The 24824-nt window shown below is 45.8% G+C and carries 25 protein-coding genes; 19 read left to right on the top strand and 6 right to left on the bottom strand.

Annotated features, from left to right (window positions below; all coding sequences use genetic code 11):
* Positions 1–13 precede the first annotated feature (13 nt).
* The 4 genes from RG959_RS01715 to RG959_RS01695 all read left to right on the top strand — a co-directional run bounded on the left by RG959_RS01715 (position 14) and on the right by RG959_RS01695 (position 1993).
* A complete protein-coding gene (locus RG959_RS01715) occupies positions 14–193 on the top strand; it encodes a hypothetical protein (protein WP_342795719.1) in 180 nt (59 codons plus the stop codon).
* A 116-nt stretch (positions 194–309) separates the two neighbouring features.
* Positions 310–687: a hypothetical protein gene (locus RG959_RS01710; protein WP_342795718.1), complete on the top strand. Its 378-nt coding sequence runs from the start codon at positions 310–312 to the stop codon at positions 685–687.
* Between the two features lie 117 nt (positions 688–804).
* Positions 805–1131 carry a hypothetical protein gene (locus tag RG959_RS01705; protein ID WP_342795717.1) on the top strand — a complete coding sequence of 109 codons (327 nt, stop codon included), beginning with the start codon at positions 805–807 and terminating at the stop codon, positions 1129–1131.
* A 637-nt stretch (positions 1132–1768) separates the two neighbouring features.
* Positions 1769–1993 (top strand): hypothetical protein, encoded by a 225-nt coding sequence (locus tag RG959_RS01695; RefSeq protein WP_251270990.1) that lies wholly within the window; start codon positions 1769–1771, stop codon positions 1991–1993.
* Positions 1994–2146: 153 nt separating this feature from the next.
* Here the strand turns inward: RG959_RS01695 and RG959_RS01690 are convergent, their stop codons facing one another.
* Positions 2147–2740 (bottom strand): restriction endonuclease, encoded by a 594-nt coding sequence (locus tag RG959_RS01690; protein WP_342795716.1) that lies wholly within the window; start codon positions 2738–2740, stop codon positions 2147–2149.
* A gap of 301 nt (positions 2741–3041) precedes the next feature.
* Between RG959_RS01690 and RG959_RS01685 the strand changes: the two genes are divergently transcribed.
* Complete coding sequence (locus RG959_RS01685) at positions 3042–3560, top strand: DUF6241 domain-containing protein (RefSeq protein WP_342795715.1); 519 nt, start codon at positions 3042–3044, stop codon at positions 3558–3560.
* A 483-nt stretch (positions 3561–4043) separates the two neighbouring features.
* Positions 4044–4352 (top strand): replication initiation and membrane attachment family protein, encoded by a 309-nt coding sequence (locus tag RG959_RS01680; protein WP_342795714.1) that lies wholly within the window; start codon positions 4044–4046, stop codon positions 4350–4352.
* A gap of 527 nt (positions 4353–4879) precedes the next feature.
* Here RG959_RS01680 and RG959_RS01675 read toward each other — a convergent pair.
* Positions 4880–5119, bottom strand: a complete 240-nt coding sequence (locus tag RG959_RS01675; protein WP_342795713.1) for a DUF2627 domain-containing protein — start codon at positions 5117–5119, stop codon at positions 4880–4882.
* A gap of 167 nt (positions 5120–5286) precedes the next feature.
* Here RG959_RS01675 and lpdA point away from each other — a divergent pair, with 167 nt between their 5' ends.
* The 4 genes from lpdA to RG959_RS01655 are packed head-to-tail and all read left to right on the top strand — an operon-like array spanning position 5287 to position 9969.
* A complete protein-coding gene (gene lpdA / locus RG959_RS01670; protein ID WP_342795712.1) occupies positions 5287–6702 on the top strand; it encodes a dihydrolipoyl dehydrogenase in 1416 nt (471 codons plus the stop codon).
* A 14-nt stretch (positions 6703–6716) separates the two neighbouring features.
* Positions 6717–7724 carry a thiamine pyrophosphate-dependent dehydrogenase E1 component subunit alpha gene (locus RG959_RS01665; protein WP_342795711.1) on the top strand — a complete coding sequence of 336 codons (1008 nt, stop codon included), beginning with the start codon at positions 6717–6719 and terminating at the stop codon, positions 7722–7724.
* Positions 7724–8707 carry an alpha-ketoacid dehydrogenase subunit beta gene (locus RG959_RS01660; protein ID WP_315695249.1) on the top strand — a complete coding sequence of 328 codons (984 nt, stop codon included), beginning with the start codon at positions 7724–7726 and terminating at the stop codon, positions 8705–8707. Before RG959_RS01665 ends, RG959_RS01660 begins: the two co-directional genes overlap by 1 nt.
* 20 nt (positions 8708–8727) lie before the next feature.
* Positions 8728–9969 carry a dihydrolipoamide acetyltransferase family protein gene (locus tag RG959_RS01655; RefSeq protein ID WP_342795710.1) on the top strand — a complete coding sequence of 414 codons (1242 nt, stop codon included), beginning with the start codon at positions 8728–8730 and terminating at the stop codon, positions 9967–9969.
* 36 nt (positions 9970–10005) lie between these two features.
* Here RG959_RS01655 and RG959_RS01650 read toward each other — a convergent pair whose 3' ends face one another.
* The gene (locus RG959_RS01650) at positions 10006–10866 is read right to left on the bottom strand and encodes a DUF1002 domain-containing protein (protein ID WP_342795709.1); all 861 of its coding nucleotides are present in this window, start codon (positions 10864–10866) and stop codon (positions 10006–10008) included.
* Positions 10867–11052: 186 nt separating this feature from the next.
* Between RG959_RS01650 and RG959_RS01645 the strand changes: the two genes are divergently transcribed.
* From RG959_RS01645 to RG959_RS01625, 5 genes are all read left to right on the top strand, one after another.
* Complete coding sequence (locus tag RG959_RS01645) at positions 11053–12582, top strand: methylmalonyl-CoA mutase family protein (RefSeq protein WP_342795708.1); 1530 nt, start codon at positions 11053–11055, stop codon at positions 12580–12582.
* The gene (gene scpA, locus RG959_RS01640; RefSeq protein ID WP_342795707.1) at positions 12579–14762 is read left to right on the top strand and encodes a methylmalonyl-CoA mutase; all 2184 of its coding nucleotides are present in this window, start codon (positions 12579–12581) and stop codon (positions 14760–14762) included. The genes RG959_RS01645 and scpA overlap by 4 nt, the downstream gene beginning before the upstream one ends.
* A complete protein-coding gene (gene meaB / locus RG959_RS01635; RefSeq protein ID WP_342795706.1) occupies positions 14759–15841 on the top strand; it encodes a methylmalonyl Co-A mutase-associated GTPase MeaB in 1083 nt (360 codons plus the stop codon). The genes scpA and meaB overlap by 4 nt, the downstream gene beginning before the upstream one ends.
* Before the next feature lie 198 nt (positions 15842–16039).
* A complete protein-coding gene (locus RG959_RS01630) occupies positions 16040–16477 on the top strand; it encodes a BrxA/BrxB family bacilliredoxin (RefSeq protein ID WP_251270977.1) in 438 nt (145 codons plus the stop codon).
* Positions 16478–16535: 58 nt separating this feature from the next.
* A complete protein-coding gene (locus RG959_RS01625) occupies positions 16536–17522 on the top strand; it encodes an aromatic acid exporter family protein (RefSeq protein ID WP_251270976.1) in 987 nt (328 codons plus the stop codon).
* Here RG959_RS01625 and RG959_RS01620 read toward each other — a convergent pair.
* The gene (locus tag RG959_RS01620; RefSeq protein ID WP_311316129.1) at positions 17515–17571 is read right to left on the bottom strand and encodes a hypothetical protein; all 57 of its coding nucleotides are present in this window, start codon (positions 17569–17571) and stop codon (positions 17515–17517) included. The two genes, RG959_RS01625 and RG959_RS01620, sit on opposite strands and share 8 nt — an antisense overlap.
* 162 nt (positions 17572–17733) lie before the next feature.
* On the opposite strand from RG959_RS01620, the gene mce reads away from it, so the two are divergent.
* The 3 genes from mce (at position 17734) to RG959_RS01605 (ending at position 20890) form a co-directional block, all read left to right on the top strand.
* Positions 17734–18144: a methylmalonyl-CoA epimerase gene (gene mce / locus RG959_RS01615; protein ID WP_251270975.1), complete on the top strand. Its 411-nt coding sequence runs from the start codon at positions 17734–17736 to the stop codon at positions 18142–18144.
* Positions 18141–19691, top strand: coding sequence for an acyl-CoA carboxylase subunit beta (locus RG959_RS01610; protein ID WP_342795705.1), 1551 nt, complete (start codon positions 18141–18143; stop codon positions 19689–19691). The genes mce and RG959_RS01610 overlap by 4 nt, the downstream gene beginning before the upstream one ends.
* An 83-nt stretch (positions 19692–19774) precedes the next feature.
* A complete protein-coding gene (locus RG959_RS01605; RefSeq protein WP_342795704.1) occupies positions 19775–20890 on the top strand; it encodes a M20/M25/M40 family metallo-hydrolase in 1116 nt (371 codons plus the stop codon).
* Positions 20891–21311: 421 nt separating this feature from the next.
* Here the strand turns inward: RG959_RS01605 and zwf are convergent, their stop codons facing one another.
* Positions 21312–22811, bottom strand: coding sequence for a glucose-6-phosphate dehydrogenase (gene zwf / locus RG959_RS01600; protein WP_342795703.1), 1500 nt, complete (start codon positions 22809–22811; stop codon positions 21312–21314).
* A gap of 128 nt (positions 22812–22939) precedes the next feature.
* Here zwf and rnz point away from each other — a divergent pair, with 128 nt between their 5' ends.
* Positions 22940–23857 (top strand): ribonuclease Z, encoded by a 918-nt coding sequence (gene rnz, locus RG959_RS01595; protein ID WP_342795962.1) that lies wholly within the window; start codon positions 22940–22942, stop codon positions 23855–23857.
* Here rnz and proC read toward each other — a convergent pair.
* Positions 23854–24675 (bottom strand): pyrroline-5-carboxylate reductase, encoded by an 822-nt coding sequence (gene proC / locus RG959_RS01590; protein ID WP_342795702.1) that lies wholly within the window; start codon positions 24673–24675, stop codon positions 23854–23856. The two genes, rnz and proC, sit on opposite strands and share 4 nt — an antisense overlap.
* Between the last annotated feature and the right edge of the window lie 149 nt (positions 24676–24824).

Genomic DNA, 24824 nt, shown 5'->3' with positions numbered 1-24824 from the left:
AAGGATGAGGAAAATGGACGGACAAATCGAGAAACTAAAAGCGCTATTCGGCGCGGTAGATAACGTAATTAAGGCAACCGGCAATAGCAATTGTATCAGCCAGCTGTATGTGAGCAAATTGGAGGCGCACAAAGCGGCTTTTTTAAGTGGAAAACCCGATCCGATTGCGGTTTCTGGCGTTAAATTTAATTAAAAAGACGCAACAGTATATCACTGTCTATAACGAAGGAACGAATTTCGGTGAATTGAAAAAGGCGGTTGCTGATGTAATGGATGTGATGGACGCAGTAGAAAAGGTGTTGAATTGATATGAGTTGGCAACTGACTGCGGTTTTAGAATTAAAAGATCGGATGTCTAAGCCAATGAAACAAGTGGCGAGACAGGTGGAAACGCTCAACCGCATGAGTGAACAGACGTCGAGCAACATGGCGGTATTTGCATCAAGGATGCCGGCAATCGCCCCACTCGGAGCAGCTGCCGGCGGTCTTGCATCATCAATGGCAAGCGCTGGGCTTGCTGCGGCATCATACGGGGCCGTTGCATCATCCGCCTTAATTGACGTGTTTGAAGCGGCAGATGAAGTAACGGAAATTAATGAGAAGCTCGCCGCAGCGGATACCGCAAAAGAGCAGATTGCAGCTCAAAAGGAACTTGCGGCAGTTTACGCGGATATGAGCCAGTCGTAACAAAGCGCGTTAAAGGATCTACAGAGCTTCAAATCGTTTTGGGCCGGCTTTACGAGGGAATTTGAGAATCCGATATTTGATGCGTTTGGACAAGGGTTACAAGCGACGGAGAAATTAATGAACAGGCTCAAACTAACGATTATGAGTGTAGCCACCGTAACAACGGACGTCATGACGCGGATCAACTCAGCGATGGAAGGTACAACAATGAGATCTTTCTTCGCCTGGCTGGAAGGAAATGCGGCACGATCGTTAAGCAACTTCGCTACAATGGCGGGTAATTCAGTCGCCGAGAACAAGGAATATACAAACGGTAGCGGCAGAACTATTATCAATCTTAATGTCGCTTATAACTGTGTCCAAAAATTAGATAAAGCCGAGATGGACCGTTTCGCAGCGTATATGAACCGTAAATTAGCGGAAGTAATGAATGGAGGGGCGTAATCGAAATAAACAACGGGCTGCCTTCGGGTGGTTCGCTTTCTTCCTATTTATATAACGACAAAAGAAAACGAAATTCGACGCTTGCTTACCGAAATTTCCCAAATGAAATAACTCGCGGACTAGAGCGGTATTCGTTACAATCAAGACAACGAACACTCAGCGATAAACTGCCGGGTGAATGACCGATAAAGAGTTACGTAAAAATCGAATAAGTGTGCATTAAACGTCTATATCGACGGAGTAGACCGCCAAGGCCAAACCGACAAATTCAGAATTCATCGCCATGGTGGCAGATAAGCTCCGCATTGAATACATAGCTTCTTGAAAGCCAAAATAATATTGCTTTACACGTTAAGATACAATGATTACAGATGGGCTTCCGATGCAGGCCGATAAGGGCGACAACAGCTTTCCAGTTATAAAAGCGTACCTCTGCCATAAAAAGAGGGCGCTTTTTTTGTGCCGCCCAACCGATTTTCAGGCTGACAAATCGCGAGCCGAAGAGCTGCATAAGCAAAAAATTACACGGGTTTTAAAGCTGATGGGTATGAGTTCAAATTTAAAACATAAATTTAGGGTAAAGCAAGGTTCGCAAAAGCGAGGTAAAATATCAGGACCGAAAGAAGGCGAAAAAATCATGCTGAAAAGAGTATACTGGTCTAAATTAAACGACTCGCATGATAAAATAACAGCAAAAGCGGGCTTTAGAAAAGAAAGCAACAAGCTGTATGAGCCTTATGAACTTTATCTTGAAACATGGGAAAAAGAAGAGAGCGGCTGGGTGTATAAAGGCAGCCAGCCGGAGCAAAGACAGCAGCAATTAGAGGCGCACCCGGCGATAGAACCACTTTTAAAGAGCTGATACGGTAAATAAGTAATACCAAATGAGCGCCGCAAAAAGGTGCTTTTTTCTTTTTTACTTATTATCCGCTTCCTCGTCTCTATCATCCTCTTCTGTATTAAAAAGCCCCCATCTGACGCACAATATATTGAAAATCACGGCGTGTGCTATTCGTTACGTTGGCCGGGTTTCCTGCGGTTTAGCCATAACACTGTTTTCTGAGAGCAGCCCAATCAAATCATTGCGGTCGATTAGTTTTACGTTCAGTTTCTCTGCACAATGATACGCATTTTTAGTAAATGCATGATTGGTGACAGCCCAAACTTCATTTGTTTTATAGTACGCTTTGCCGCAGCTCGCTTCTTGCACGGCTTTGACACCGGCTGAGCCATTGTATCGTTTTGCCTGCACAGCGATACTGTCGTTTCCCTTGCGTAAAATGAAATCAGCCCCATAATCACCTGGTTTCGGCGTATACTCAATGGCGTACCCTCTGCTTTCAAATAAGGCACCCACATATTCTTTAAATTGAACGCTATCCATACTGTCAAGTTCGTTTAATCCTGATTGAAGGAATTGTTGTTTTTTCTTATCTTTTGTATACCAGCACAGCAAAAAATACGGGATCGCTAACAGGGAGACGAGTATTGTATAGCCAATGAACACTTCGATATGCTGCAGGATAACAATCAAAACGACAGCATACAGCATGTAGATCAGTATTTTATCGCTGCTAATCCTAAGTCCTTTATGGCCCCTTCCTGACATCGTCCCAGCTCCTTTAAACCTGTTTTTTTTTATTTTTGACGACGAAAGCGAGAACTATCCAAAAAGATAAAATAAAAACACTCATTCAAGAGCGTGGACCGAAGAATTTTTTAATCATGATCTTTTTTATGGCAAAAAAGCAATAAAAGAAACGAACTTTGCCTGTTTGGTTAAAGCGGGAAAAGAAAGATCGGCAGAATGATTAAAAAGATAAATTAACTCTTAAAGAAACTTTTTCCAACACCCTGTAAATACCCTCCAGTTTTATGGTAAAGTTGTTTTATAGATTGGAGCTGGGAAAATGAAGAAGATCATTGGATGGACCATCGTTGTTTGTATCACTCTTCTCATTGCCGGGCTGGGGACTTATGTATTAATAGAAATGAATAATACAAAAGCAACTCAACAAGAAAAACTGAATGGCGGGAACGATGAGAAAATTGGCGGTGTTCAAAATACAACCCATTTAAAAAAGGGTGACGATGAAGAAAAAGTCGTTTCTGTTATGCATAAAATGACGCATCAAAAAGTAGCAGCTGATGAAAAATGGGGAGCCGTGCCCATGACACCTTCTACTATCAAGGAAGTTATTTCAATTGTAGAAAAAGAGGATTATAAAGAAAAGAAGCCTCTTCTTGACATACTTCAAAAATGGCAGGCGGGCAATTTTACAGAAGTTGACCAGGATCATAATTATTTATGGACACTTCAAGATGGAACAGAAGGCAAAGCATACGGAATCATGAGCCCTATTCAGGAAAGGCAATTTGTTCATCAAAACTTTAACGACACTGTGGCAAAAGAGCTTGGTTACCTATAGGAATGTCTATAAAAAAGCGTCCACTTTGTTTAAAGAGGCGCTTTTTTCGCTATAGGGGAGCTTGGTTTATACATATTTCATAATGTGCAAAATTCATAATATAAATACTTGTATAAAAAGATTGTACTGCCGACAGGAGAAACGTTAAAGGAGGCAAAGCATAAGCGGAAGATGCCTCTCTTTCATAGAAAGGTTTAAAATAAGTGCATGACGGAAATAGTAATACATGGAGCTTTCGGTCAGATAACGTCAAGCAAGCCGGTACACAGTACAAGCCGCTTTGATGGATCAAAACGACCAAAGCTGTCAAATGCTTTTAGGGAGGCATGAAGCTTCACTTATTTTTTCTCCATTCGCTCGTATTAAAGGCTGCAATATTTACGGAACAGCTCCGGCTTGTTTGGCTGAAATGAAGTTCTGCCAATAAAACTGACGCTGACCGTTAGACCCTCCAGTATCTTTCAAAAGGGGTTATGCAGCCGAATGACAGAAGACGAACGCAAAATCATCACATATGTCAGAGAAGTCAGCACAGCTCAATTAGTTCAAGAGCTGTCTGACGGAAAAGTATTAGGAACGGACCTGAGGGCGATTGGAAAGCTGCGGTTGTACCGCTTGCCTGAAGAAGTAAAAAACGTTCTGATATACTGTGCAAAATGTAAAATGAGCAAACACATAAATTATAGGGACGTTTATAAAATAGCCGCCCGCTGGAACAGGCTCCGTGTTCAAACAGCAGAAGAAGCGTTCGAATTAGCGAAGCAGGAGGGTTGTTTTCAACAACAGAAGTAAGTGTCTCCCATTGAAACTGCACTCTTTATGAGTGCAGTTTCAGATTGTAGACAAATAAAATGTTTTGTCAAAAGATCTCTTTCGTTTCTTTTTCATGTAAGACGTTCGAGTGATTGGGAAGAGAGTCGATAAGGCGGCGGATGCGCGGCTTCGCTTTCCATGAGGCAGGCGTTGAGCCCGTCTTTGCAGCCGTGCGGTCCAGCCGGTCTCAGCCAGCCGGAGGGGGGTCCACAGTGAGTCGGGAGACCTCGCAGGCACATGTTGCCGAGAAGGCTCCCGCACTGCCCTAAGGTCCGCGCAGTCTGGCCGGCTTCCCCTATTGGCTCTTTTTAAGAAGCAATGTTTCTCGAAAAATCTCCTGCCCGTTTTCAGCGGTGAAAACTTTCATAAAAAAAGACTGACCACTTTGTCGACAGTCCCAAACTGCATTCTTTATGAGTGCAGTTTTCTTTGTTTATAGAATGGCTCAGATAATGCGAAGAAAAAATGTGAACAGGCGAAAAGCAGTCCTCGGGAAGGAACTGCTTTTATTTTTTCTCTTGGAATTTTGCCTGCACCTTGTTGTATTTGCGGTCCCGTCTAAAAATAAATCCGGCAACAAAGCCAAGACCGCCACTAAAAAGAAGGAAACCGGCCATAAATTGCATCCATAATGAAGGAAAAGGGGGCTGCAAAATGCCAAAAAGCATATCCCGCATCCATTTAATTCCGACGCCGGCTAAAAAGCCGGGAATGACTAAAATAAGCAGGGCAATAATCCGGATCATGTAAACCCTTCTTTCAAGATTCTTCTTTTTCACATCATAGCGCAAACGCTTTATTTGTCAAGAACAGGATAAAGAGTAAAAAAACAAATAAAATTTGGTTTATTACATGACATAGTTTTAAAAACCGTATAAAATGATAGAGGAATTATAAATAAGGAGCGAAGTACATGACAATAACATATGATCTTGTCATTTTAGGCGGAGGAACCGGTGGATACACGGCAGCCATTCGTGCAGCTCAGCTTGGGTTAAAAACAGCCCTGGTTGAAAAAGGGAAAGTAGGCGGTACTTGTCTGCACAAAGGCTGTATTCCAACAAAAGCGCTGCTGAGAAGTGCAGACGTTCAGCGGACAGTAAAAGAGGCTGCATCGTTTGGTATAGAAGCCGGCAGTCCAGTTGTTCATTTTGAGCGGGTACAGGAAAGAAAAGAAGAAATTGTACATACATTATATAACGGTGTAAAGTCCCTTTTAAAACGAGGAAAAATTGACCTTTATGAAGGGACGGGGCGCCTGCTGGGTCCATCTTTATTTTCACCGATGGCCGGAACGGTTTCGGTTGAAATGAATGATGGAACAGAAAATGCAATGCTCGTACCACGGAACGTCATTATCGCAACAGGATCGCGTCCAAAGCATCTTCCGGGCCTTCAGCCGGATGGCGAAATCGTTTTGTCTTCGGACGAAGCACTTGAGATGAAAGAGATCCCGGCGTCGATTGTCATTGTAGGCGGCGGTGTGATTGGAGTGGAATGGGCATCTATGCTTGTTGACTTTGGCAGCAGGGTCACCATTCTTGAATACGGAGACCGGATTTTGCCGTCTGAGGATAAAGCAGTTTCGGCCGAAATGGCACGCCAGCTTTCAAAAAGAGGCGTTCAAATTATCGTAAATGCAAAAGTCAAAGCAGATACGCTGCAAAAAAAATCGGGTACTGTTTCAATTCAAACAGAAGCAGGCGAAACCTTTTCGGCAGAGAAAATACTTGTTGCCGCCGGTCGTACAGCAAACACGGAACAGCTTGGACTTGAAAACACGGACATTAAAGTTGAAAACGGCGTGATCCAAGTGAATGAGTGGATGCAGACAAATGAATCGCACATTTATGCGGTGGGTGATGTAACGGGAGGGCTGCAGCTGGCACATGTAGCTTCTTACGAAGGAATCACAGCCGTTGAACATATGGCAGGAAAAGCGGCAGACCCCGTTGATTATTCGGCTGTTCCGCGTTGTATTTATTCACATCCGGAAGCGGCCAGTATCGGTATGACGGAAGAGCAGGCTGCTCTTGAAAGAACAAAAATTAAAACAGGCGTATTTCCATTTCAAGCGAATGGGAAAGCTCTTGTATATGGTGAAGCGGAAGGATTCGTAAAAATAGTGGCAGATGCTAAAACGGATGATATACTAGGAGTTCATATAATTGGACCGCATGCAACCGAGCTGATCTCAGAAGCTGCATTGGCCCAGCTGCTCGATGCATCCGGCTGGGAGCTTGGGGCAGCCATTCATCCGCATCCTGCTTTATCGGAAGCGATAGGAGAAGCAGCGCTAATGCTGGATGGAAAAGCGATTCACTTTTGAAGGGAGCGGAAAAAATGGAATCTAAACATAAACAAGCAGGATTAACCGATCAGGACGTAATCGGCATGTATGAAACAATGCTCCTTACACGCCGTCTCGATGAAAGAATGTGGCTTCTAAACCGGTCAGGAAAAATTCCATTTGTCGTATCGGGCCAGGGCCAGGAGGCGGCGCAGGTCGGTGCTGCTTATGCGTTAAATAGAAAAGAGGACTACATATTACCTTATTACCGTGATTACGGGGTCGTACTTGCTTTTGGCATGACGGTTCGCGACCTGATGCTTTCTGCTTTTGCGAAAGCAGAAGATCCAAACTCCGGAGGGCGCCAGCTGCCAGGACACTTCGGACAACGGAAAAACCGGATTGTGACAGGATCATCCCCCGTAACGACCCAGGTGCCGCATGCTGTCGGCATCGCGCTTGCAGCGAAAATGGATCGAAAACCGATCGTTTCATTTGTGACGTTCGGAGAGGGGTCTTCCAATCAAGGCGATTTCCATGAAGGAGCAAACTTTGCGGGCGTGCACAAGCTGCCGGTTATTTTTATGTGTGAAAACAACCAGTATGCTATTTCTGTACCGTTAAACAAGCAAATTGCAGCCCGCGTATCAGACCGGGCAGCAGGGTACGGGATGCCGGGCTATACGATTGATGGAAACGATCCGATCGAAGTGTACAAGTGCGTAAAAGAAGCCGCCGACCGTGCGCGTCGCGGCGAGGGACCTACGTTAATTGAAGCACTCACATACCGGTTGACACCACACACATCTGATGATGATGACCGTTCGTACCGGACAGCAGAAGAAGTGGAAAGCGCGAAAAAAGAAGATCCGCTTCACTCCTTCCGGCTATACGTAAAAGAAGCAGGTCTTTTAACTGACGAGCGTGAAGAGCAGCTTGAAAAAGAAATTGCTGCCGTCATTAACGATGCAACGGAGTATGCGGAAGAAGCACCTTTTGCAAATCCAGAATCGGTTCTTCAATTTGTTTACGCCGAAGAAGAAAGAGAGGCGGAAAAATAATGGCTGTTATTTCGTATATCGAAGCAGTGACCATGGCGATGCGCGAAGAAATGGAACGCGATCCGAACGTATTTATCCTCGGTGAGGATGTCGGGAAAAAAGGCGGTGTTTTCAAAGCAACAGCCGGGCTTTATGAACAGTTTGGAGAAGACCGGGTGCTTGACACGCCTCTTGCTGAATCGGCGATTGCCGGCGTAGCTATCGGTGCGGCCATGGTTGGAAAACGACCCATCGCTGAAATGCAGTTTGCCGATTTTATTATGCCAGCAGTGAACCAAATTATTTCAGAAGCTGCGCGGATCCGGTATCGGTCCAATAACGACTGGCACTGTCCGATTGTCATTCGGGCGCCGTATGGAGCCGGCATTCAAGGGGGATTATATCATTCTCAGTCGGTAGAAGCCGTTTTTGCCAACCAGCCGGGACTGAAAATTGTGATTCCATCTACACCGTATGACGCAAAAGGACTTTTAAAAGCTGCTATCCGTGATGAAGATCCGGTATTGTTTTTTGAGCATAAAAAGGCGTACCGTTCCATTAAAGGGGAAGTGCCGGAAGATGACTATGTACTTCCAATCGGCAAAGCGGACGTAAAGCGTGAAGGAGAAGACATTACCGTGATCACGTATGGTCTTTGCGTTCACTATGCTCTGCAGGCGGCCGAAAAGCTGGCAGGGGAAGGCATCAGTGCAGAAGTAGTCGATCTTCGGACGGTTTATCCTCTTGACCAGGAAACAATTATTCAATCCGCCTCCAAAACAGGGAAAGTACTTTTGATTACAGAAGACAATAAAGAAGGCAGTGTAATCAGTGAGGCAGCGGCGATTATTGCCGAACACTGCTTGTTTGATCTGGATGCTCCAATTGCGCGTCTGGCTGGGCCTGAAGTGCCGGCTACGCCATATGCAGCACCTTTAGAAAAGCATTTTTTAGTCAATCCCCAAAAAGTAGAGAAAGCAATGCGTGATCTCGCTGAATTTTAATAAGAAAGAGGAGGCGCATCATGGCAATTCAAGAAATGAAAATGCCAAAACTCGGCGAAAGTGTAACAGAAGGGACCATTACCAAATGGCTTGTTGCACCGGGAGATTATGTGAATAAATATGACCCGATCGCTGAAGTGCTGACCGATAAAGTAACAGCTGATATTCCGTCTTCTTTCGCCGGAGTCATTAGTGAAATTGTAGCAAAAGAAGATGAAAAAATGGCTGTTGGCGAAGTGATCTGCACCATTGAAACAGAAGCAGCCACAAAAGAGCCAGAAAAGCAGCCCGAAGCTCAAACATTTGTAAAAGGTGAAATATCTGCTCAATCAGCCGCTGATCAAAGCAGCCGATATTCGCCGGCAGTATTAAAGCTCTCGCAGCTTCATGGCATTGATTTAAAAGAAATCAAAGGAAGCGGGAGAGGCGGCCGCATTACCCGTAAAGATGTGCAGGCAGTCATCGACAGCGGAGTAAAAAGCGTTGTGCCGCCAACGGCAACGGCCAGCACTGCTGCCAGCGCTCCGGCCGCTGAAACAAAGAAATCATTTGAAACGCAAACAGGCGATATTATTGTACCAATCGATGGCATTAAGCAGACGGTTGCAGCCAATATGGTGAAAACAAAGCAGGAAGTGCCTCATGCGTGGATGATGGTAGAAGTGGACGTTACCAGCCTTGTGCGTTACCGGGATTCCATTAAAACGTCATTCAAAGAAGCGGAAGGGTACAACGTAACGTATTTTGCTTTTTTTGTGAAAGCAGTCGCGCGTGCGTTAAAAGAGTTTCCGGAAATGAACGCCATGTGGGCGGGCGACCACATTATCCGCAAAAAGGATATTAATATCTCGATTGCCGTCGCAGCAGACGACAAGCTGTTTGTACCGGTTGTGAAGCATGCGGATGAGAAAACCGTCAAAGGCATTGCCAGAGATGTAAATGACTTGGCCAAAAAAGCGCGCAGCGGTACACTGACAACTGAAGACGTCAGCGCGGGTACTTTTACGGTAAACAATACAGGCTCGTTCGGATCTGTTCAGTCAATGGGCATTATCAATTATCCGCAGGCGGCTATTTTACAGGTAGAATCGATTGTAAAGCGTCCTGTAATTATTGATGGTATGATCGCGGTGCGGGATATGGTGAACCTGTGCTTGTCACTCGACCATCGCGTGCTTGACGGGCTTGTATGCGGGCGGTTTATGCAGCGTGTGAAAGAATTGTTAGAGACGGCTTCAGAAGATACAATGCCGATTTATTAAAAAAACAGCTTCTCCTAAATAGGAGAAGCTGTTTTTTTATTTAAACAAGCCGGCAATGCTGTCGACGATCGATTGAAGGAAATCGATAATGGACTGTAGAAAGCCTTGTCCTTCTTCTGAATTTTTAAAGCTGTCCCACTGTTCTTTTGCTTTATCAATTTGGGAGTTTACTTGATCCCAGTTGATATTTAAATCTTTCATCTTATTGAATAAACCAGCAAGCTGGTCTGTCTGTGCGTCGGTCAGCGTAATATTAAGCTCGTTGGAAATATTATTGACAATCACTTTAATTTCCTGAAGCGTTTGTGGATTCTGAGCGGCCACTTCTTCTTTAATTCGTTCAATCAGCTGAGTGGCATCTTCCTGTCCGATGTCCTCACCAAGCTTAGCCGTTGTCACCATTTCTTCATTGGCTACTTGTTTTTGTTCTTCGGGAATTTTTTCACCAGTCGTCGTTTCATAGGCTTTAATAATGCCGGTTAGAGCAGCTGTACCGGACACCTCAAACGGGGCTGTAATGAAAATATCAGCATCTTTTACACTCGCAGTAGATAAGGCATTGGTGTACATTTCTTTCGATACCCATGAAATGTTTTGGGTTTCTACATTTAATCCGGAACCAGATTCCGTCGTTGTAATTTTGCTTGATGAGATGGCTTTTGTCCCAATTTGGGCTTTTGGAATATATTCACCCAAATATTTGTGTTCCTCTGCATTGGATACCGTAATCGTTTGAACATCCGCTGGTACGTTCATTTCTTCAAGCACCTTTTCTTTTTGGGCAGGTGTTAAATTTTCGCCAAGCGTGACCATTGTATCGCCGGGCGTACTATCTGCAGAAACGGCAGTACCAAAACTCAAAACGGCAACCCCAAGCAAACCCATTAATTTTCTCATACTCTCTCTCCTGAATTCTAAAATTGGCTCCGTAGAGCTAGTAATAGAATAGCATGCGGCTGATATTTTTTCACGTTTTGGCTAAAGTGCATTGCTTCTAAAGCGATGCTTATATTACAATAAAGAGAATATCCAATTGCTTACTTTTTATTTGTAACCGATTACAAAATGAAGAGGAGTGGGAACTTGGCTGATCAATTATTTCCACCGGTATCAGAGGCAGATTGGAAAGCAGCTGCAGAAGCTGCATTAAAAGGCGCTTCTTTATCGGCATTATGTACAGAAACTGCAGAAGGATTTCAATTGAAACCGTTGTATGTGAAGGAAGATCGCAGCGTACTTTCACCTTTGCCAGGTGAAAAGCCGTTTACAAGAGGATTTCGAGCGATGTGGTCTTTTCCGGAAACAAATGCTGAGCTCGGGATCGACCCTATTTCTTCCGGTGCTGCAGCCGGCGTTTTTCCGGAAGATTCCGCTCTTCAGGCTGTACGAAAAGGAGAATGGGTTACCGTTAATACTGTTCCTTACCATACAGCCGGAGCAAATGCGGTTCAGGAGCTCGCGTTGGCGCTTTCAGAGGCGGCCTGCTTTTTAAAAGCTGAAAGAAAAGAATGGGAGACGGTCTCAAAGTGGCTATTTCATTTTGCCGCCGGCACTAGCTTTTTTACAGAAATAGCGAAAATCCGGGCTTTCCGCACGCTTTGGTCTGCCTTTGTGGATATATATCAGCTTGAAGGCCACCAAAAGCCGGTGCTGAGTGTGGAAACAAGTGAATCGATGCTGTCTGTCCTAGATCCTCATGTAAACCTGTTACGTACAAGCAGCGCCATGTTTGCTGCTGTCGTTGGAAATGTTGATTATGTAAAAGTATCCCCATTTGATCAAATAAAAGAAGGAGCTTCCTCCGAGCTTGCTGAGAGGATGGCCCGCAACATACCGTCCATTTTAAAGCACGAGGCACTGCTCGACAAAGTAATGGACCCTGCAGGCGGCTCTTATTATATCGAGTCACTTACTGAAGAAATTGGCCGAAGAGCCTGGGATTTATTTGCGGAAATCGAAGAAGGCGGCGGGATCAAGCAGGCCTTAACGGCTGGATCGATTCAAAAAAATATAGAAGCGGTCCGAACAAAAAAAGAACAAGATACAGCGAAGCTCCGGTTTAAAATGATCGGGGTTAACCACTACGCTGATCCAGGAGGGCAGGTCCAGCAGCCGAAGAAGCCGGCTGTACAAAAAGCAGCACGGGGAGAACCTATCCAGCCTGTTGTGCCAAAAAGAACGGCAGAGCCATTTGAAGCGCTTCGATTGGAAGCTGTAAAGCTGCGACAAACTGGACAGTCTCTTACAGCGGGAGTGATTTGTTTCGGTGAACGGAAAACTTATCAAAAGCGGGCCGATTATGCGGCAGGTGTTCTGTCTGCGGGAGGAATTAAAACAATTTGTTCTGAGGGATGCCGCACAATAGAGGAAGCTGTTCAGTTTATCCAAAACCACCCAACAAGCTACTACTGCATTTGCGGCTCCGATGAGACCTATGAACAATTCGGCTCCTCTCTGGCATCTTCGCTGAAAAAAGCAGCAAACGGTGCGGTGATTGATAGTGCCGGAAGCCAGGAAGTGGAGGGGGCTGACGGACGGATTGCGGCTGGAGACGACATGGTAAAAAAACTCACACAAATCCTTGCCGTGTTTAAGGGAGGCCGTCCTGCATGAATTTAAAAAAGCAGAATCCGTTTAACCGGCCGTCCAAACCGTCATCAAAACGGGAGCAGGAACAAGCATCAGCCAGCTTCAAGCAGTTGTATGACGCACTATCCTTCCAAACAAACGAATCCATTCGCCTGCGTGCCCTCTACACAGAAAAAGAAACTGAGGGACTTGCTCATACAAATGATTATCCGGGTATTGTCCCGTTTACCCGCGGCCCTTATCCAACCATGTACATCACGCGTCCGTGGACCATTCGCCAATATGCCGGCTTTTCAACAGCCGAGGAAAGCAATGCGTTTTACCGGCGCAATTTAGCAATGGGGCAAAAGGGACTTTCCGTTGCGTTTGATCTGCCGACCCATCGGGGGTATGACTCTGATCATCCGCGTGTGGTCGGGGACGTTGGCAAAGCTGGCGTCGCCATTGACTCTGTAGAAGATACCAATATATTGTTCAAAGGCATACCGCTTGATCAAATGTCGGTTTCTATGACCATGAATGGCGCTGTCCTGCCCATTATGGCTTTTTATATTATTTCGGCAGAAGAGCAGGGAGTAGCGAAGGAAAAACTGGCCGGCACGATTCAAAATGATATTTTAAAGGAATATATGGTGCGCAACACGTACATTTATCCGCCGGAAACCTCCATGCGGATTATCACCGACATTTTGGGCTATACATCGGCTCATATGCCAAAGTTCAATTCGATTTCCATCTCCGGCTATCATATGCAGGAAGCCGGTGCACCGGCCGACCTGGAGCTTGCTTATACGCTTGCTGACGGATTGGAGTATGTCCGCACAGGACTTGCTGCCGGCATTGACATTGATTCTTTTGCTCCCCGGCTATCCTTTTTCTGGGCGGTCGGCATGAATTATTTTATGGAAGTGGCGAAAATGCGTGCCGCCCGGCGGATGTGGGCAGAGTTGATGAAGCCATTTGGCCCCAAAAATCCAAAATCGCGCATGCTGCGGGCCCACTCGCAAACATCCGGCTGGAGCTTAACCGAACAGGACCCGTTTAATAATGTGACAAGAACGTTGATTGAAGCGCATGCCGCAGCGATGGGGCATACACAATCCCTTCATACGAATGCCCTTGATGAAGCCATCGCTCTTCCAACCGATTTTTCGGCGCGGATTGCCCGTAACACACAGCTGTTTTTACAGGAGGAAACAGGTATTACCAATGTAATTGATCCATGGGGCGGTTCGTATTATGTAGAAACACTCACCGATGAGCTGATGACACGTGCATGGGCCCATATTGGAGAAATTGAAACGCTTGGCGGGATGACAAGAGCGATAGAAACAGGGCTTCCGAAGTCTAAAATCGAGGAAGCGGCTGCCCGCCGCCAGGCAAGAATCGATTCAGGCGAAGAAGTGATTATTGGCGTAAACCGGGACCGGCTTTCACAGGAGGAAGCGATCGACATTTTGGACATTGACAATACGGCTGTCCGTTTAGAACAAACGGACCGGCTGAGAAACGTGCGGCAAAACCGTGACAATCACCAAGTTAAACAATCACTCGAAGCGATTACAACAGCTGTTAGATCAGGTAAGGGAAACCTGCTTGAATTGGCTGTTCAAGCGGCAAGACTGCGGGCAACGCTTGGTGAAATCTCTGCTGCTGTAGAAGCAGTAAGCGGAAGGCATAAGGCGGTGATCCGGACAGTGAGCGGTGTGTACAGTGAACATTACTCGGATGCAGAACAAATAGAATCGGTTCAGAAGATGACGGCAGAATTCAAAGAACAGGAAGGGCGGCGTCCACGGATTTTAGTTGCTAAAATGGGGCAGGACGGCCATGACCGGGGAGCGAAGGTGATTGCTTCTGCTTATGCAGACTTAGGCTTTGACGTGGATATCGGACCGCTTTTTCAAACACCAGAAGAAACAGCCAAACAAGCAGTTGAAAATGATGTTCATGCCATTGGCTTTAGTTCTCTTGCTGCTGCTCATAAAACGCTGCTGCCTGCGTTGGTAGAGGAATTGAGAAACCGCGGGCGGGAAGACATTGTAGTGTTTGTCGGCGGTGTGATTCCGCCAAAAGATTATGCTTTTTTAAAAAGCCATGGCGCTGCTGCTATTTTTGGGCCGGGAACCATTATTCCTGTTTCTGCTCAAGTAATCTTAGAAAAAATTTATGAACGGCTTGGGTATGAGGAAGTGGTGGAATGAGCGGTAAACAAAAAGGAGGAGAGGAAAAAAGCAACGCGTCTCATGATGGCATGACAGCACCGCCGCCCAAAAGGTTTCGCAAAAAGAACCGTCCGCTGCCTGAGCCAGCATCACTCGCTGCTGCAGTAAGGAGCGGATCGGTAACGGATTTGGCAAAGGCGATTACTTGTATAGAAAGCATCACTCCGGCTCATTTTGAATATAGCGAGCAGCTGCTTCAACTGTTGCTGCCGCATACAGGAGAATCGATCCGGGTTGGAATAACGGGAGTGCCGGGGGCAGGAAAAAGCACGTTTATTGAATCATTTGGCCTTATGCTATGTGAACAGGGCCGCCGGGTTGCTGTTTTGGCCATTGATCCGAGCTCCTCCATTTCAGGAGGCTCTATTTTGGGTGATAAAACAAGAATGGAAGAGCTGGCGAAGCATTCAAATGCTTTTATCCGCCCTTCGCCATCCGGAGGAACGCTTGGCGGTGTACACGGAAAAACACGCGAAACCATTCTTTTATGCGAAGCCGCCGGCTTTGATGTTATCCTGGTAGAAACAGTTGGTGTAGGCCAAAGTGAAGGCATCGTTCGCGATATGGTTGATTTTTTTATGCTGCTTGTGTTAACGGGGGCCGGAGATGACCTGCAGGGAATAAAAAAAGGGATTATGGAACTGGCAGATGCCATTGTGATCAACAAAGCAGATGGTCCGAATAAGCTGCTGGCTGAACAAACGAGAAAGGAATATGAACAATTTCTTCATGCGATAAAGCCGTATACGGAAGGATGGAAATCCAACGCTTATACGTGCTCCGCTTTGAAAAACGAAGGCATGGATATGCTCTGGCAGGCGATTCAATCTTTTCAATCCGTTACACAAAAAGCGGGTACATTTGATAAGCGGCGCCGTACTCAGGTAAAAACATGGATGCATACGTTGATTGCAGATGAGCTGGAGCGCTATTTTTACCATCATCCATACGTGAAGGAGCATCTCGATGGCTGGGAACAGCAGTCCATGGCGGGCAGTGTAACGCCAGCCCAGGCCGCCCGGGCACTTTGTAAACAGGTATTTCAAGCTTATAAATAAAAAAGGACCGGCCGAGTTGCACTCAGCCGGTCAATACAGGGAGTTTAGGGGTATGGATCCAGTTGCCTTATTATTCTACCCGCGTTTTAAAAAAGTAAACATTATTTTTAAAGGCCTGTAAAAGAGAGATGCCGCTTTATTGAAATAAACGTTTTTTTCCCTTATGATTAAGCTACTAATCATAAAGGAGAGAAAAACATGGGAATGAATTTTAATTTTTTCATGAATGATGTTGTTCGCCAGGCGCGCGATGAAATCAAAGCGGCCGGCTATTCAGAGCTTACAACACCCGAGGAAGTCGATGCGGCTCTAAACGAAAAAGGAACAACACTTGTAATGGTGAATTCTGTATGCGGCTGTGCCGGAGGAATTGCCCGTCCAGCAGCTGCGCATGCGATTCACTATGATAAGCGCCCGGATCGTTTAGTGACTGTATTTGCAGGGCAGGATAAAGAAGCGACGGCTCAGGCGCGCAGCTTTTTCACTGGTTATCCGCCGTCTTCTCCATCTTTTGCTTTATTAAAAGATGGACAGATTCAAGCAATGGTGGAACGCCATGAAATTGAAGGGCATCACCCGATGTCTGTCGTTGAACATCTGCAATCACTCTTCGATCAGCACTGCGAAGAAGTGTAAGGATGACCTGAAGCCCTGCCGTGTGCGGCAGGGCTTTCTTTAATTCGAGGTGAATGTAATGATCAAAATCGGGTACCGAACGTCCAAAACGGCTCTTGGTATAGCGGTGTCTATTTTAATTGCTGAATGGATCGGCCTTCACAACTCAGCTTCTGCCGGCATTATTGCCATTTTGTGTATTCAAAACACGAAGCAGCAGTCTTTAAAAGCTTCCTGGACCCGTCTTGTAGCCGGGATGCTCGCTCTTTTTTATTCCGCCGTTTTTTTTGAATTGCTTGCTTATCATGCGGTTGTGATCGGCCTGATCTTAATCGTCTTTATTCCGACAACCGTGGCGCTTAAAGTACAGGAAGGCATTGTTTCAAGCACCGTTCTTATTTTGCATATGTATGCTGCAAAAGAAGTTTCTACAGCGCTTCTCTTAAATGAAATGGCTCTTGTCATCATAGGAGTAGGCATAGCACTTGTGCTCAATTCCTACATGCCGAGCGTAGAAAACGAGCTTGTAAAAATGCAGCAGCAGACAGAAGAACTGTTCGAGCGTATTTTCAAAGAAATTATCTCTTACTTACGAACGAATGAACACACTTGGGACGGAAAAGAACTGACGGAAACGGCCGAGTTGCTTAAACGGGCAAAATCGCTTTCCTACAAAGACGTACAAAACCATTTTACCCGCCATAACAGCTTGTTTTATCAGTACTTCACGATGCGTGAAAAGCAGTTTGAAATTATCGAACGGCTTATTTCAGTCGTGATTTCTATTTCTCACCGTCCGGAGCAGGCAGAAATGATCGCTTCTTTTATGGAAGAAGTAAAAGGGAATATTCACCCAGGCAATACTGCCAAGCTGCACTTAAGCCATTTAAATGATTTAAAACGGGAATTTGAAGAAATGCCTTTACCGAAAACACGCGAAGAGTTCGAAGCACGTGCTGCCCTTTTGCAGTTTGTAAGGGAAATGGAACGATATCTCCGTATTAAAGCACGGTTCCGGGGCATGAAAAAAAGAGCAGCCCATAGGCGCCGCCCTTCTGTTACATAAACATCGTTAAGCCAAACATAAGTGTTGAAATCAACATTGCAAATAACATTAAATACACAACAATCTTTTGAAATGTTTTATTACGCATGAAACTCTCCTTTAAGGGTTGTTGAGTATTATTGTACCGGCAATGAAACGGATTTTCAACAGGCTCACTGCAGAAGAAACGCCATTTAACCGCTTATCTATTTTCATCAAAGGGGATGGGAGCATGAATAAAGTCGATCATATTGGCATAGCCGTTTCATCATTGGAAGCAGCACTTTCACTGTATACCGGGCAGCTTGGCATGACTCATATCAAAACAGAAACAGTCGCGTCACAAAAGGTACGCGTCGCTTTTATTGATGCTGGTAATGTAAAATTGGAATTATTAGAGCCGGCTGCGCCTGACAGCCCAATCGCCCGGTTTATCCAAAAACGAGGGCCTGGCATCCACCATATCGCGTTTAACGTGAAAGATATCGAGACGAGAATAGCAGAGATGAAAAGCCGGGGAATTGAGATGATTCAAGAAGAGCCGGCCGCCGGTGCGGGAGGAGCTAAAATTGCTTTTATGCATCCGAAGTCAACAGGCAGCGTGCTGATGGAACTGTGTGAAAAAGGGGAGGGCAAAGCATGAAGGATATGTTTGATGCTATTCATTATTTGCAGGATAAACGGCGGGAAGTGGAATTGGGCGGCGGCGACGAGCGAATTGACAAGCAGCATGAAAAAGGAAAACAAACAGCGCGTGAGCGGATCGACCTGCTTGTGGATGAAGGTACATTCGTCGAATTAAACCCATTTGTCAAACATCGGAGCACAGACTTTGGACTTGACCGCATCGAGGGACCTGGAGACGGAGTTGTCACGGGATACGGGAAAGTAAACGGCCGTCCGATTTATTTGTTCTCACAGGATTTTACCGTTTTCGGAGGCGCTCTCGGTGAAATGCACGCACAGAAAATTGTTCACGTAATGGACTTAGCGGCTAAAAATGGTGCTCCTTTTGTCGGTTTAAACGACTCAGGAGGAGCACGTATTCAAGAAGGAGTCCTTTCGCTTGATGGATACGGCCAAATTTTTTATCGGAATGCGATTTATTCAGGAGTGATTCCGCAAATCTCAGTTATTTTAGGCCCATGTGCAGGCGGCGCGGTGTATTCGCCGGCCATTACTGATTTTGTTTTTATGGTCGACCAAACGAGCCAGATGTTTATTACAGGCCCCAAAGTGATTGAAACGGTAACAGGTGAAAAAATTTCGGCCGAAGATTTAGGCGGGGCGAAGGTACATAACACCGTCAGCGGCAATGCCCATTTTCGCGGCCGTACAGAAGAAGAAGTACTAGAAGGCGTGCGCACATTATTAACCTATCTCCCCCAGAACAATCATCAAAAAACACCTCTTTCTGCAGTAAAAGATGAAAGCGATTACCGAGACGACTTGGCGGATATAGTGCCATTTGACGGTCTTCGTCCATATGATGTGCGCCTCGTTGTCAGCCAAGTTGTCGATACAGGCTCTTTTATGGAAGTTCAAAAAGAATTCGCCAAAAACATTGTAGTCGGCTTTGCCAGAATAAAAGGAGAAGCGGTCGGCCTTGTCTGCAATCAGCCAAAATGTATGGCAGGAGGGCTCGATATCGATTCATCTGATAAAGCAGCCCGGTTTATCCGCTTTTGTGATTCGTTTAATATTCCCCTTATTACATTTGAAGATGTTTCAGGCTTTTTTCCGGGTGTGAAGCAGGAGCTGGGCGGAATTATCCGCCACGGTGCCAAAATTCTGTACGCTTATTCAGAAGCGACCGTGCCGAAAATTACAGTGATTTTAAGAAAAGCGTATGGCGGTGCTTATGTTGCCCTTAATTCAAAGTCGATTGGCGCTGACCTCGTATTTGCCTGGCCGAATGCGGAAATTGCCGTTATGGGGCCTGAAGGCGCTGCAAATATTATTTTTGCCCGTGAAATTGCCGAAAGTCCAAATCCGGAAGCGGCCCGTCAGGCGAAAATAGAAGAGTACCGCAGAAAATTCGCCCACCCTTATGTGGCGGCTGCCCATGGGATCGTGGATGATATCATTGATCCGCGCGAAACACGCATTAAATTGATTCAAGCGCTTGATATGATGCGGACAAAACAAGAGGACCGGCCAAAGAAAAAACATGGAAACATGCCTTTATAAACGGTGCTGCAGCGCGTGCTGGCTGATTTTTCCGTTTGAAATGTTTATAATGAAAAAGTGAGAAAATGTGGAGGTGCTGCGCGATGAATGAAGAACGTTTAGTAAATGAATTTTTAGAACTTGTACAAACAGATTCAGAAACAAAGCATGAACAGGTGATTGCCCAGCTGCTTAAAAAGAAATTTGAAGACCTTGGCTTGGATGTTCATGAAGACGAGGCAGCGGCAAAAACAGGACATGGAGCCGGCAATTTAATTTCTACCCTGACGGGAAATAAACCGGGCATTGACCCGATTTATTTTACCTCCCATATGGATACAGTGGTTCCGGCCAACGGGGTAAAGCCTGTTGTAGAGAACGGCATCGTTAAAACAGATGGCACAACCATTTTAGGAGCGGATGATAAAGCCGGGCTTGCGGCCATGTTTGAAATGATCCGTCAGCTCAAAGAGCGTAATATCGAGCACGGAGACATTCAATTTATCATTACCGTCGGGGAAGAGTCCGGGCTTGTAGGAGCGAAAGTGCTTGATCCATCTCTTATCAAAGCTAAATACGGGTTTGCTCTTGATAGTGACGGGGATGTCGGAAACATTATTATAGCCGCACCGACGCAGGCCAAAATTACGGCGCATGTATACGGGAAAACAGCGCACGCCGGTGTAGCACCTGAAAAAGGTGTCTCAGCGATCACAATGGCTGCTAAAGCGATTGCGCGCATGCCTCTTGGCCGGATTGACGAGGAAACGACTGCGAATATTGGCCGCTTTGAAGGCGGACAGGCAACCAATATCGTTTGTGATTATGTTAAAATTTTGGCAGAAGCCCGCTCGCTTGTACCGGATAAAATGGAGGAGCAGGCGGGTAAAATGAAAGCCGCTTTTGAAAAAGTGGCAGCCGAAATGGGCGGACGTGCAGAAGTAGAAATTGAAGTCATGTATCCAGGCTTTAAATTTAGTGCTGACGATCATGTTGTACAAGTAGCACAAAAAGCTGCCGCGAAAATCGGCCGGCCATCCGAGCTTTTAACAAGCGGCGGCGGAAGCGACGCCAATGTCATTGCCGGTTTTGGCATTCCAACTGTCAACCTGGCTGTCGGATACGAAGATATTCATACAGTGAACGAAAAAATGCCGGTAAAAGAACTAGTCAAGCTTGCCGAAATGGCGGTCGCTATTGTGGAAATTACAGCAGAATAAAAAAAGCAGCTGCCGAAACGGGCAGCTGCTTTTTGCTTGTATAAGAGCTCTTCAACCATTTTTTTAAAGGAGGCTTTTTTGTGATGAATGTTTGCTGGTGAAAAGTCAGGGGAAATCATTTCTGCCTTTCGTAAAATAGTTGAATGAGAGCGGGAAAGGAGTCACGCTGCTATAGACAACACAGCCTTGCTGCGTCTTTATTTTTTACTCATTGCATGCAAATATCTCTTTTACAAAAGGGATAAGCATCTTCATACATGAGCTCATTCGTGAAAAATAAAGAAATATAATAGTTTTACGGTACCTTTATAGTATATTATAGGAAAATGAACGCAATGGCGGGCGCTGTTTGACCGTAAAGACCGACATCGATATGGGCACGAAAAAAGACGCCTTTTAAAAGGCGTCTTCATAAGCAAGATTAGTTATATACATCTACATCAAGCATGTTCAGCGGCCACCAGAAGAAGCCGTCTTTCTCAAGGAGTGCATCGGCTGCCTGTGGTCCTTTCGTGTTAGCCGCGTAATTTGGAAACGGAGCTTTTTCCTCACGCCATGCTTTTGAAATGACATCCACAAAGCTCCAGGAAAGAGATACTTCGTCCCAATGCGTGAAGTTCGTTGAATCGCCGCGCATGGCATCATGAATGAGCTTTTCATATGCTTCAGGTGTATTCATAATATCAACGCCGTTGTTTGCGTAGCTAAGCTTAACCGGTGTTGTTTCCAGCTGATGGCCGGCACGCTTTGCATTCAAGTGAAGCGTAATACCCTCTTCCGGCTGAATATGAATAACGAGCAGGTTTGGCTCCAATTCCTGATCATCCGGACGATAATACAGGTTCATTGGGATATCTTTGAACTGAACCACAATTTTTGTCGATTTCATCGGCATCCGTTTTCCTGTGCGGATATAAAACGGAACACCCGCCCAACGGAAATTATCAAACATGATTTTTCCAGCTACATATGTTTCTGTATTGGACTGGGGATCCACATTGCTCTCCTGGCGGTAACCAAGAAGAAGTTCACCTTCATTCGGACCGTACTGGCCGCGGACAAAATAATCATTGACCGTTTCAGGCGTTAACGGACGCATAGAACGGAAAGCACGAACTTTTTCCAGCCGGATTTCTTCATCCTGAAGGCTGATTGGCGGTTCCATAGCAAGAAGGGCTACCATTTGCAGCATATGGTTTTGAACCATGTCTTTTAATGCGCCGCTTGTTTCATAATAACCGCCGCGCTCTTCCACACCGAGCGTTTCGCTGGATGTAATTTGAATATTTGAAATATATCGGTTATTCCAAAGCGGTTCAAACAGTGCATTGGCAAAACGGATCGTTTCGATGTTCTGCACCATTTCCTTGCCAAGATAATGGTCAATTCGGTAAATGTCTTTTTCATCAAATGATTGACGAATTTGGGTATTCAGCTCTTGAGCAGAAGGAAGATCATGGCCAAATGGCTTTTCAATCACAAGACGCCCAAAGCCTTCTGTATCCGTTAAACCGTCTGCTTTTAAATGATCGGCGATTGTTCCAAAAAATTCTGGTGCCATCGCCAGGTAAAAAAGACGATTGCCGCCGAGAGCATAAGTTTGGTCAAGCTCGTCGGCGAGTGTCCGCAATTCAGCATACGACTCGGAATCCGATACATCGTGCGGCAGATAATAAAAATGTGAAATAAATTCATCTATTTGGTCATGAAGAGAAGTAGATTTCATGACGGATTCTTTCACGTGTTCCCGGAACACTTCATTGTCCCATGGGCGGCGTGCTGTTCCGATCACGGCAAAGCCGGAAGCCAAATGTCCTTTCCGGTAAAGACGATAAAGGGACGGATATAATTTTCTTTTAGCCAAGTCTCCTGTTGCGCCGAAAAGGATTGTCAGCGCTGATGGCGTTTCGAATTGTTTCACGATAGTAACCCCGCTTTTGAGTTTTCATTTTTATACTATTGCATTTTTTCACAAAACAGTGAAAGTGACAAGTATTTTTGTTTATGATACATATATGTCAAAAGAAGATAAACAAAGGAGTGTTTCTGATCGAACTTTTATTTCTTGGTACCGGGGCTGGCGTTCCTGGAAAACGGCGTAATGTAACGTCCATCGCCCTGAAAATGCTGAATGAGCGCGGTGCAGTCTGGCTAATTGACTGTGGTGAAGCCACACAGCATCAAATTTTACATACGAGCTTAAAGCCGCGCCGCATAGAGAAAATTTTCATTACGCATTTGCACGGCGATCACCTTTTTGGGCTGCCTGGATTACTTGGCAGCCGTTCATTTCAAGGCGGGACGGAACCGTTAACCGTGTATGGGCCGTCCGGCATAAGAGCTTTTATTGAAACAGCTCTTTTAGTCAGCAATACTCATTTACAATACCCTCTTTTAATCGAAGAAATTCAAGAAGGAACGGTGTTTGAAGACAGCCACATGCTTGTAACAGCCGAAAAGCTTGATCACGGAATTGATTCATATGGCTACCGGTTTGCTGAAAAGGAAAAGCCAGGCGAACTGCTTGTTGAGAAGCTGCGCGAGGATGGGATTCCGCCGGGCCCTGTTTATAAAAAAATAAAAGAAGGACAGACGGTTACCCTCCCGGGTGGGCGTGTTATTGACCCAGTTCCCTATACAAGCGGCCCACAGCCGGGAAAAATCATCACTGTCCTTGGTGATACAAGACAGTGTGAAAGTGCCGTCCGGCTGGCCCGCAACGCAAACGTACTCGTTCATGAAGCGACGTTTGATGCGAAAAGTGAAAAGATGGCCCGTGATTATTTTCATTCAACTACGAAACAGGCAGCCGAAACAGCGGAACGGGCTGGAGCGAAAAAACTATGCCTGACCCATATCAGCTCCCGCTATACAAAGGAAGAAGAGCAGCAGCTTGTAAAGGAAGCGGCTGAACGGTTCCCATCTGTTGTGATTGCACATGATTTCCTGGAAGTTCCGATTGATTAGCGGATATAAGCATTGCCAAGGCGCTTTGACTGGACAGCCGCTTCTTTAACGCCTGCTTCAATCGCCTGTTTTACCCGAAATTCATCAAATGTGCGCACAGCCGCTTCGGTTGTGCCGCCAGGACTTGTGATGGCTTTTCGGAGGGCAGCGGCCTGTCCGTTATGTTTGGAGAACATGCTGGCAGCGCCGAGCAGTGTCTGCATGAGCAGTTCCTTCGTTGTATCGTGGTCCAGGCCAAGATCTTCGCCAGCCTGCTGGATCGCTTCTGCTACATAATAGAAGTAAGCAGGACCGCTTCCAGAAACAGCCGTTACAGCATCCATTTTCGATTCATCGACCGTAATCGCGGTGCCGATAGCCGAAAATAAATGAATGGCAGCAGCATGCTGTTCTTCTGTAACAAAGCGGTTCAGGGCAATCGCCGTAGCGGATTTTCTGACTGCAGCGGACGTATTAGGCATCGAGCGGATAATGGCGCACGGCTTGCCGATCGTTTCCTCAATAAAGTCAAGGCTGACACCAGCAAGTAAACTGACGATAACCGAATTCTCCTGAATAAAAGGCTGAATGCTTAACAGGCCGGCTTCTACATCTTTCGGCTTCATAGCCAGCACAACCAGATCAGCATCCCGCACAGCGGCGCCGGCTTCATAGCCGGTTTGAACCCCGAATTCATCCGCGAGCTGCCGCAGCCTGGCATCGTTGGCTTTATTGGTTACATATGTATGGTCAGCCTTTAATGCACCGCTCTGCAGAGCTCCAGCGATGAGGGCTTCTGCCATAGAGCCCGCGCCGATAAAAACAGTTTTCAATTTCATTCCTCCCATTGCCTAAACATTTTGACTTTTCAAGTGATTATGCGGAATAATCACCCATCTGTCAAGAGGAGAGGATAAAGGGAGTGACAATTCCTTTCTGAAACGCTGCATGAAGTAGAACAATGAGTACATAAGCAAGAATGAGGTGA

It is taken from the genome of Domibacillus sp. 8LH, from assembly GCF_038806185.1.
Lineage (GTDB): Bacteria > Bacillota > Bacilli > Bacillales > Domibacillaceae > Domibacillus > Domibacillus indicus_A.
The sequence above is the reverse complement of the archived record's forward strand: the minus strand, read 5'-3'. Positions and strand labels throughout refer to the sequence as shown.

Bases quoted from the DNA above. Each gene is read 5' to 3' on its own strand.
- RG959_RS01715 (WP_342795719.1), top strand. From the start codon at position 14: ATGGACGGACAAATCGAGAAACTAAAAGCGCTATTCGGCGCGGTAGAT.
- RG959_RS01710 (WP_342795718.1), top strand. From the start codon at position 310: ATGAGTTGGCAACTGACTGCGGTTTTAGAATTAAAAGATCGGATGTCT.
- RG959_RS01705 (WP_342795717.1), top strand. From the start codon at position 805: ATGAACAGGCTCAAACTAACGATTATGAGTGTAGCCACCGTAACAACG.
- RG959_RS01695 (WP_251270990.1), top strand. From the start codon at position 1,769: ATGCTGAAAAGAGTATACTGGTCTAAATTAAACGACTCGCATGATAAA.
- RG959_RS01690 (WP_342795716.1), bottom strand. From the start codon at position 2,740: ATGTCAGGAAGGGGCCATAAAGGACTTAGGATTAGCAGCGATAAAATA.
- RG959_RS01685 (WP_342795715.1), top strand. From the start codon at position 3,042: ATGAAGAAGATCATTGGATGGACCATCGTTGTTTGTATCACTCTTCTC.
- RG959_RS01680 (WP_342795714.1), top strand. From the start codon at position 4,044: ATGACAGAAGACGAACGCAAAATCATCACATATGTCAGAGAAGTCAGC.
- RG959_RS01675 (WP_342795713.1), bottom strand. From the start codon at position 5,119: ATGATCCGGATTATTGCCCTGCTTATTTTAGTCATTCCCGGCTTTTTA.
- lpdA (WP_342795712.1), top strand. From the start codon at position 5,287: ATGACAATAACATATGATCTTGTCATTTTAGGCGGAGGAACCGGTGGA.
- RG959_RS01665 (WP_342795711.1), top strand. From the start codon at position 6,717: ATGGAATCTAAACATAAACAAGCAGGATTAACCGATCAGGACGTAATC.
- RG959_RS01660 (WP_315695249.1), top strand. From the start codon at position 7,724: ATGGCTGTTATTTCGTATATCGAAGCAGTGACCATGGCGATGCGCGAA.
- RG959_RS01655 (WP_342795710.1), top strand. From the start codon at position 8,728: ATGGCAATTCAAGAAATGAAAATGCCAAAACTCGGCGAAAGTGTAACA.
- RG959_RS01650 (WP_342795709.1), bottom strand. From the start codon at position 10,866: ATGAGAAAATTAATGGGTTTGCTTGGGGTTGCCGTTTTGAGTTTTGGT.
- scpA (WP_342795707.1), top strand. From the start codon at position 12,579: ATGAATTTAAAAAAGCAGAATCCGTTTAACCGGCCGTCCAAACCGTCA.
- meaB (WP_342795706.1), top strand. From the start codon at position 14,759: ATGAGCGGTAAACAAAAAGGAGGAGAGGAAAAAAGCAACGCGTCTCAT.
- RG959_RS01630 (WP_251270977.1), top strand. From the start codon at position 16,040: ATGGGAATGAATTTTAATTTTTTCATGAATGATGTTGTTCGCCAGGCG.
- RG959_RS01625 (WP_251270976.1), top strand. From the start codon at position 16,536: ATGATCAAAATCGGGTACCGAACGTCCAAAACGGCTCTTGGTATAGCG.
- mce (WP_251270975.1), top strand. From the start codon at position 17,734: ATGAATAAAGTCGATCATATTGGCATAGCCGTTTCATCATTGGAAGCA.
- RG959_RS01610 (WP_342795705.1), top strand. From the start codon at position 18,141: ATGAAGGATATGTTTGATGCTATTCATTATTTGCAGGATAAACGGCGG.
- RG959_RS01605 (WP_342795704.1), top strand. From the start codon at position 19,775: ATGAATGAAGAACGTTTAGTAAATGAATTTTTAGAACTTGTACAAACA.
- proC (WP_342795702.1), bottom strand. From the start codon at position 24,675: ATGAAATTGAAAACTGTTTTTATCGGCGCGGGCTCTATGGCAGAAGCC.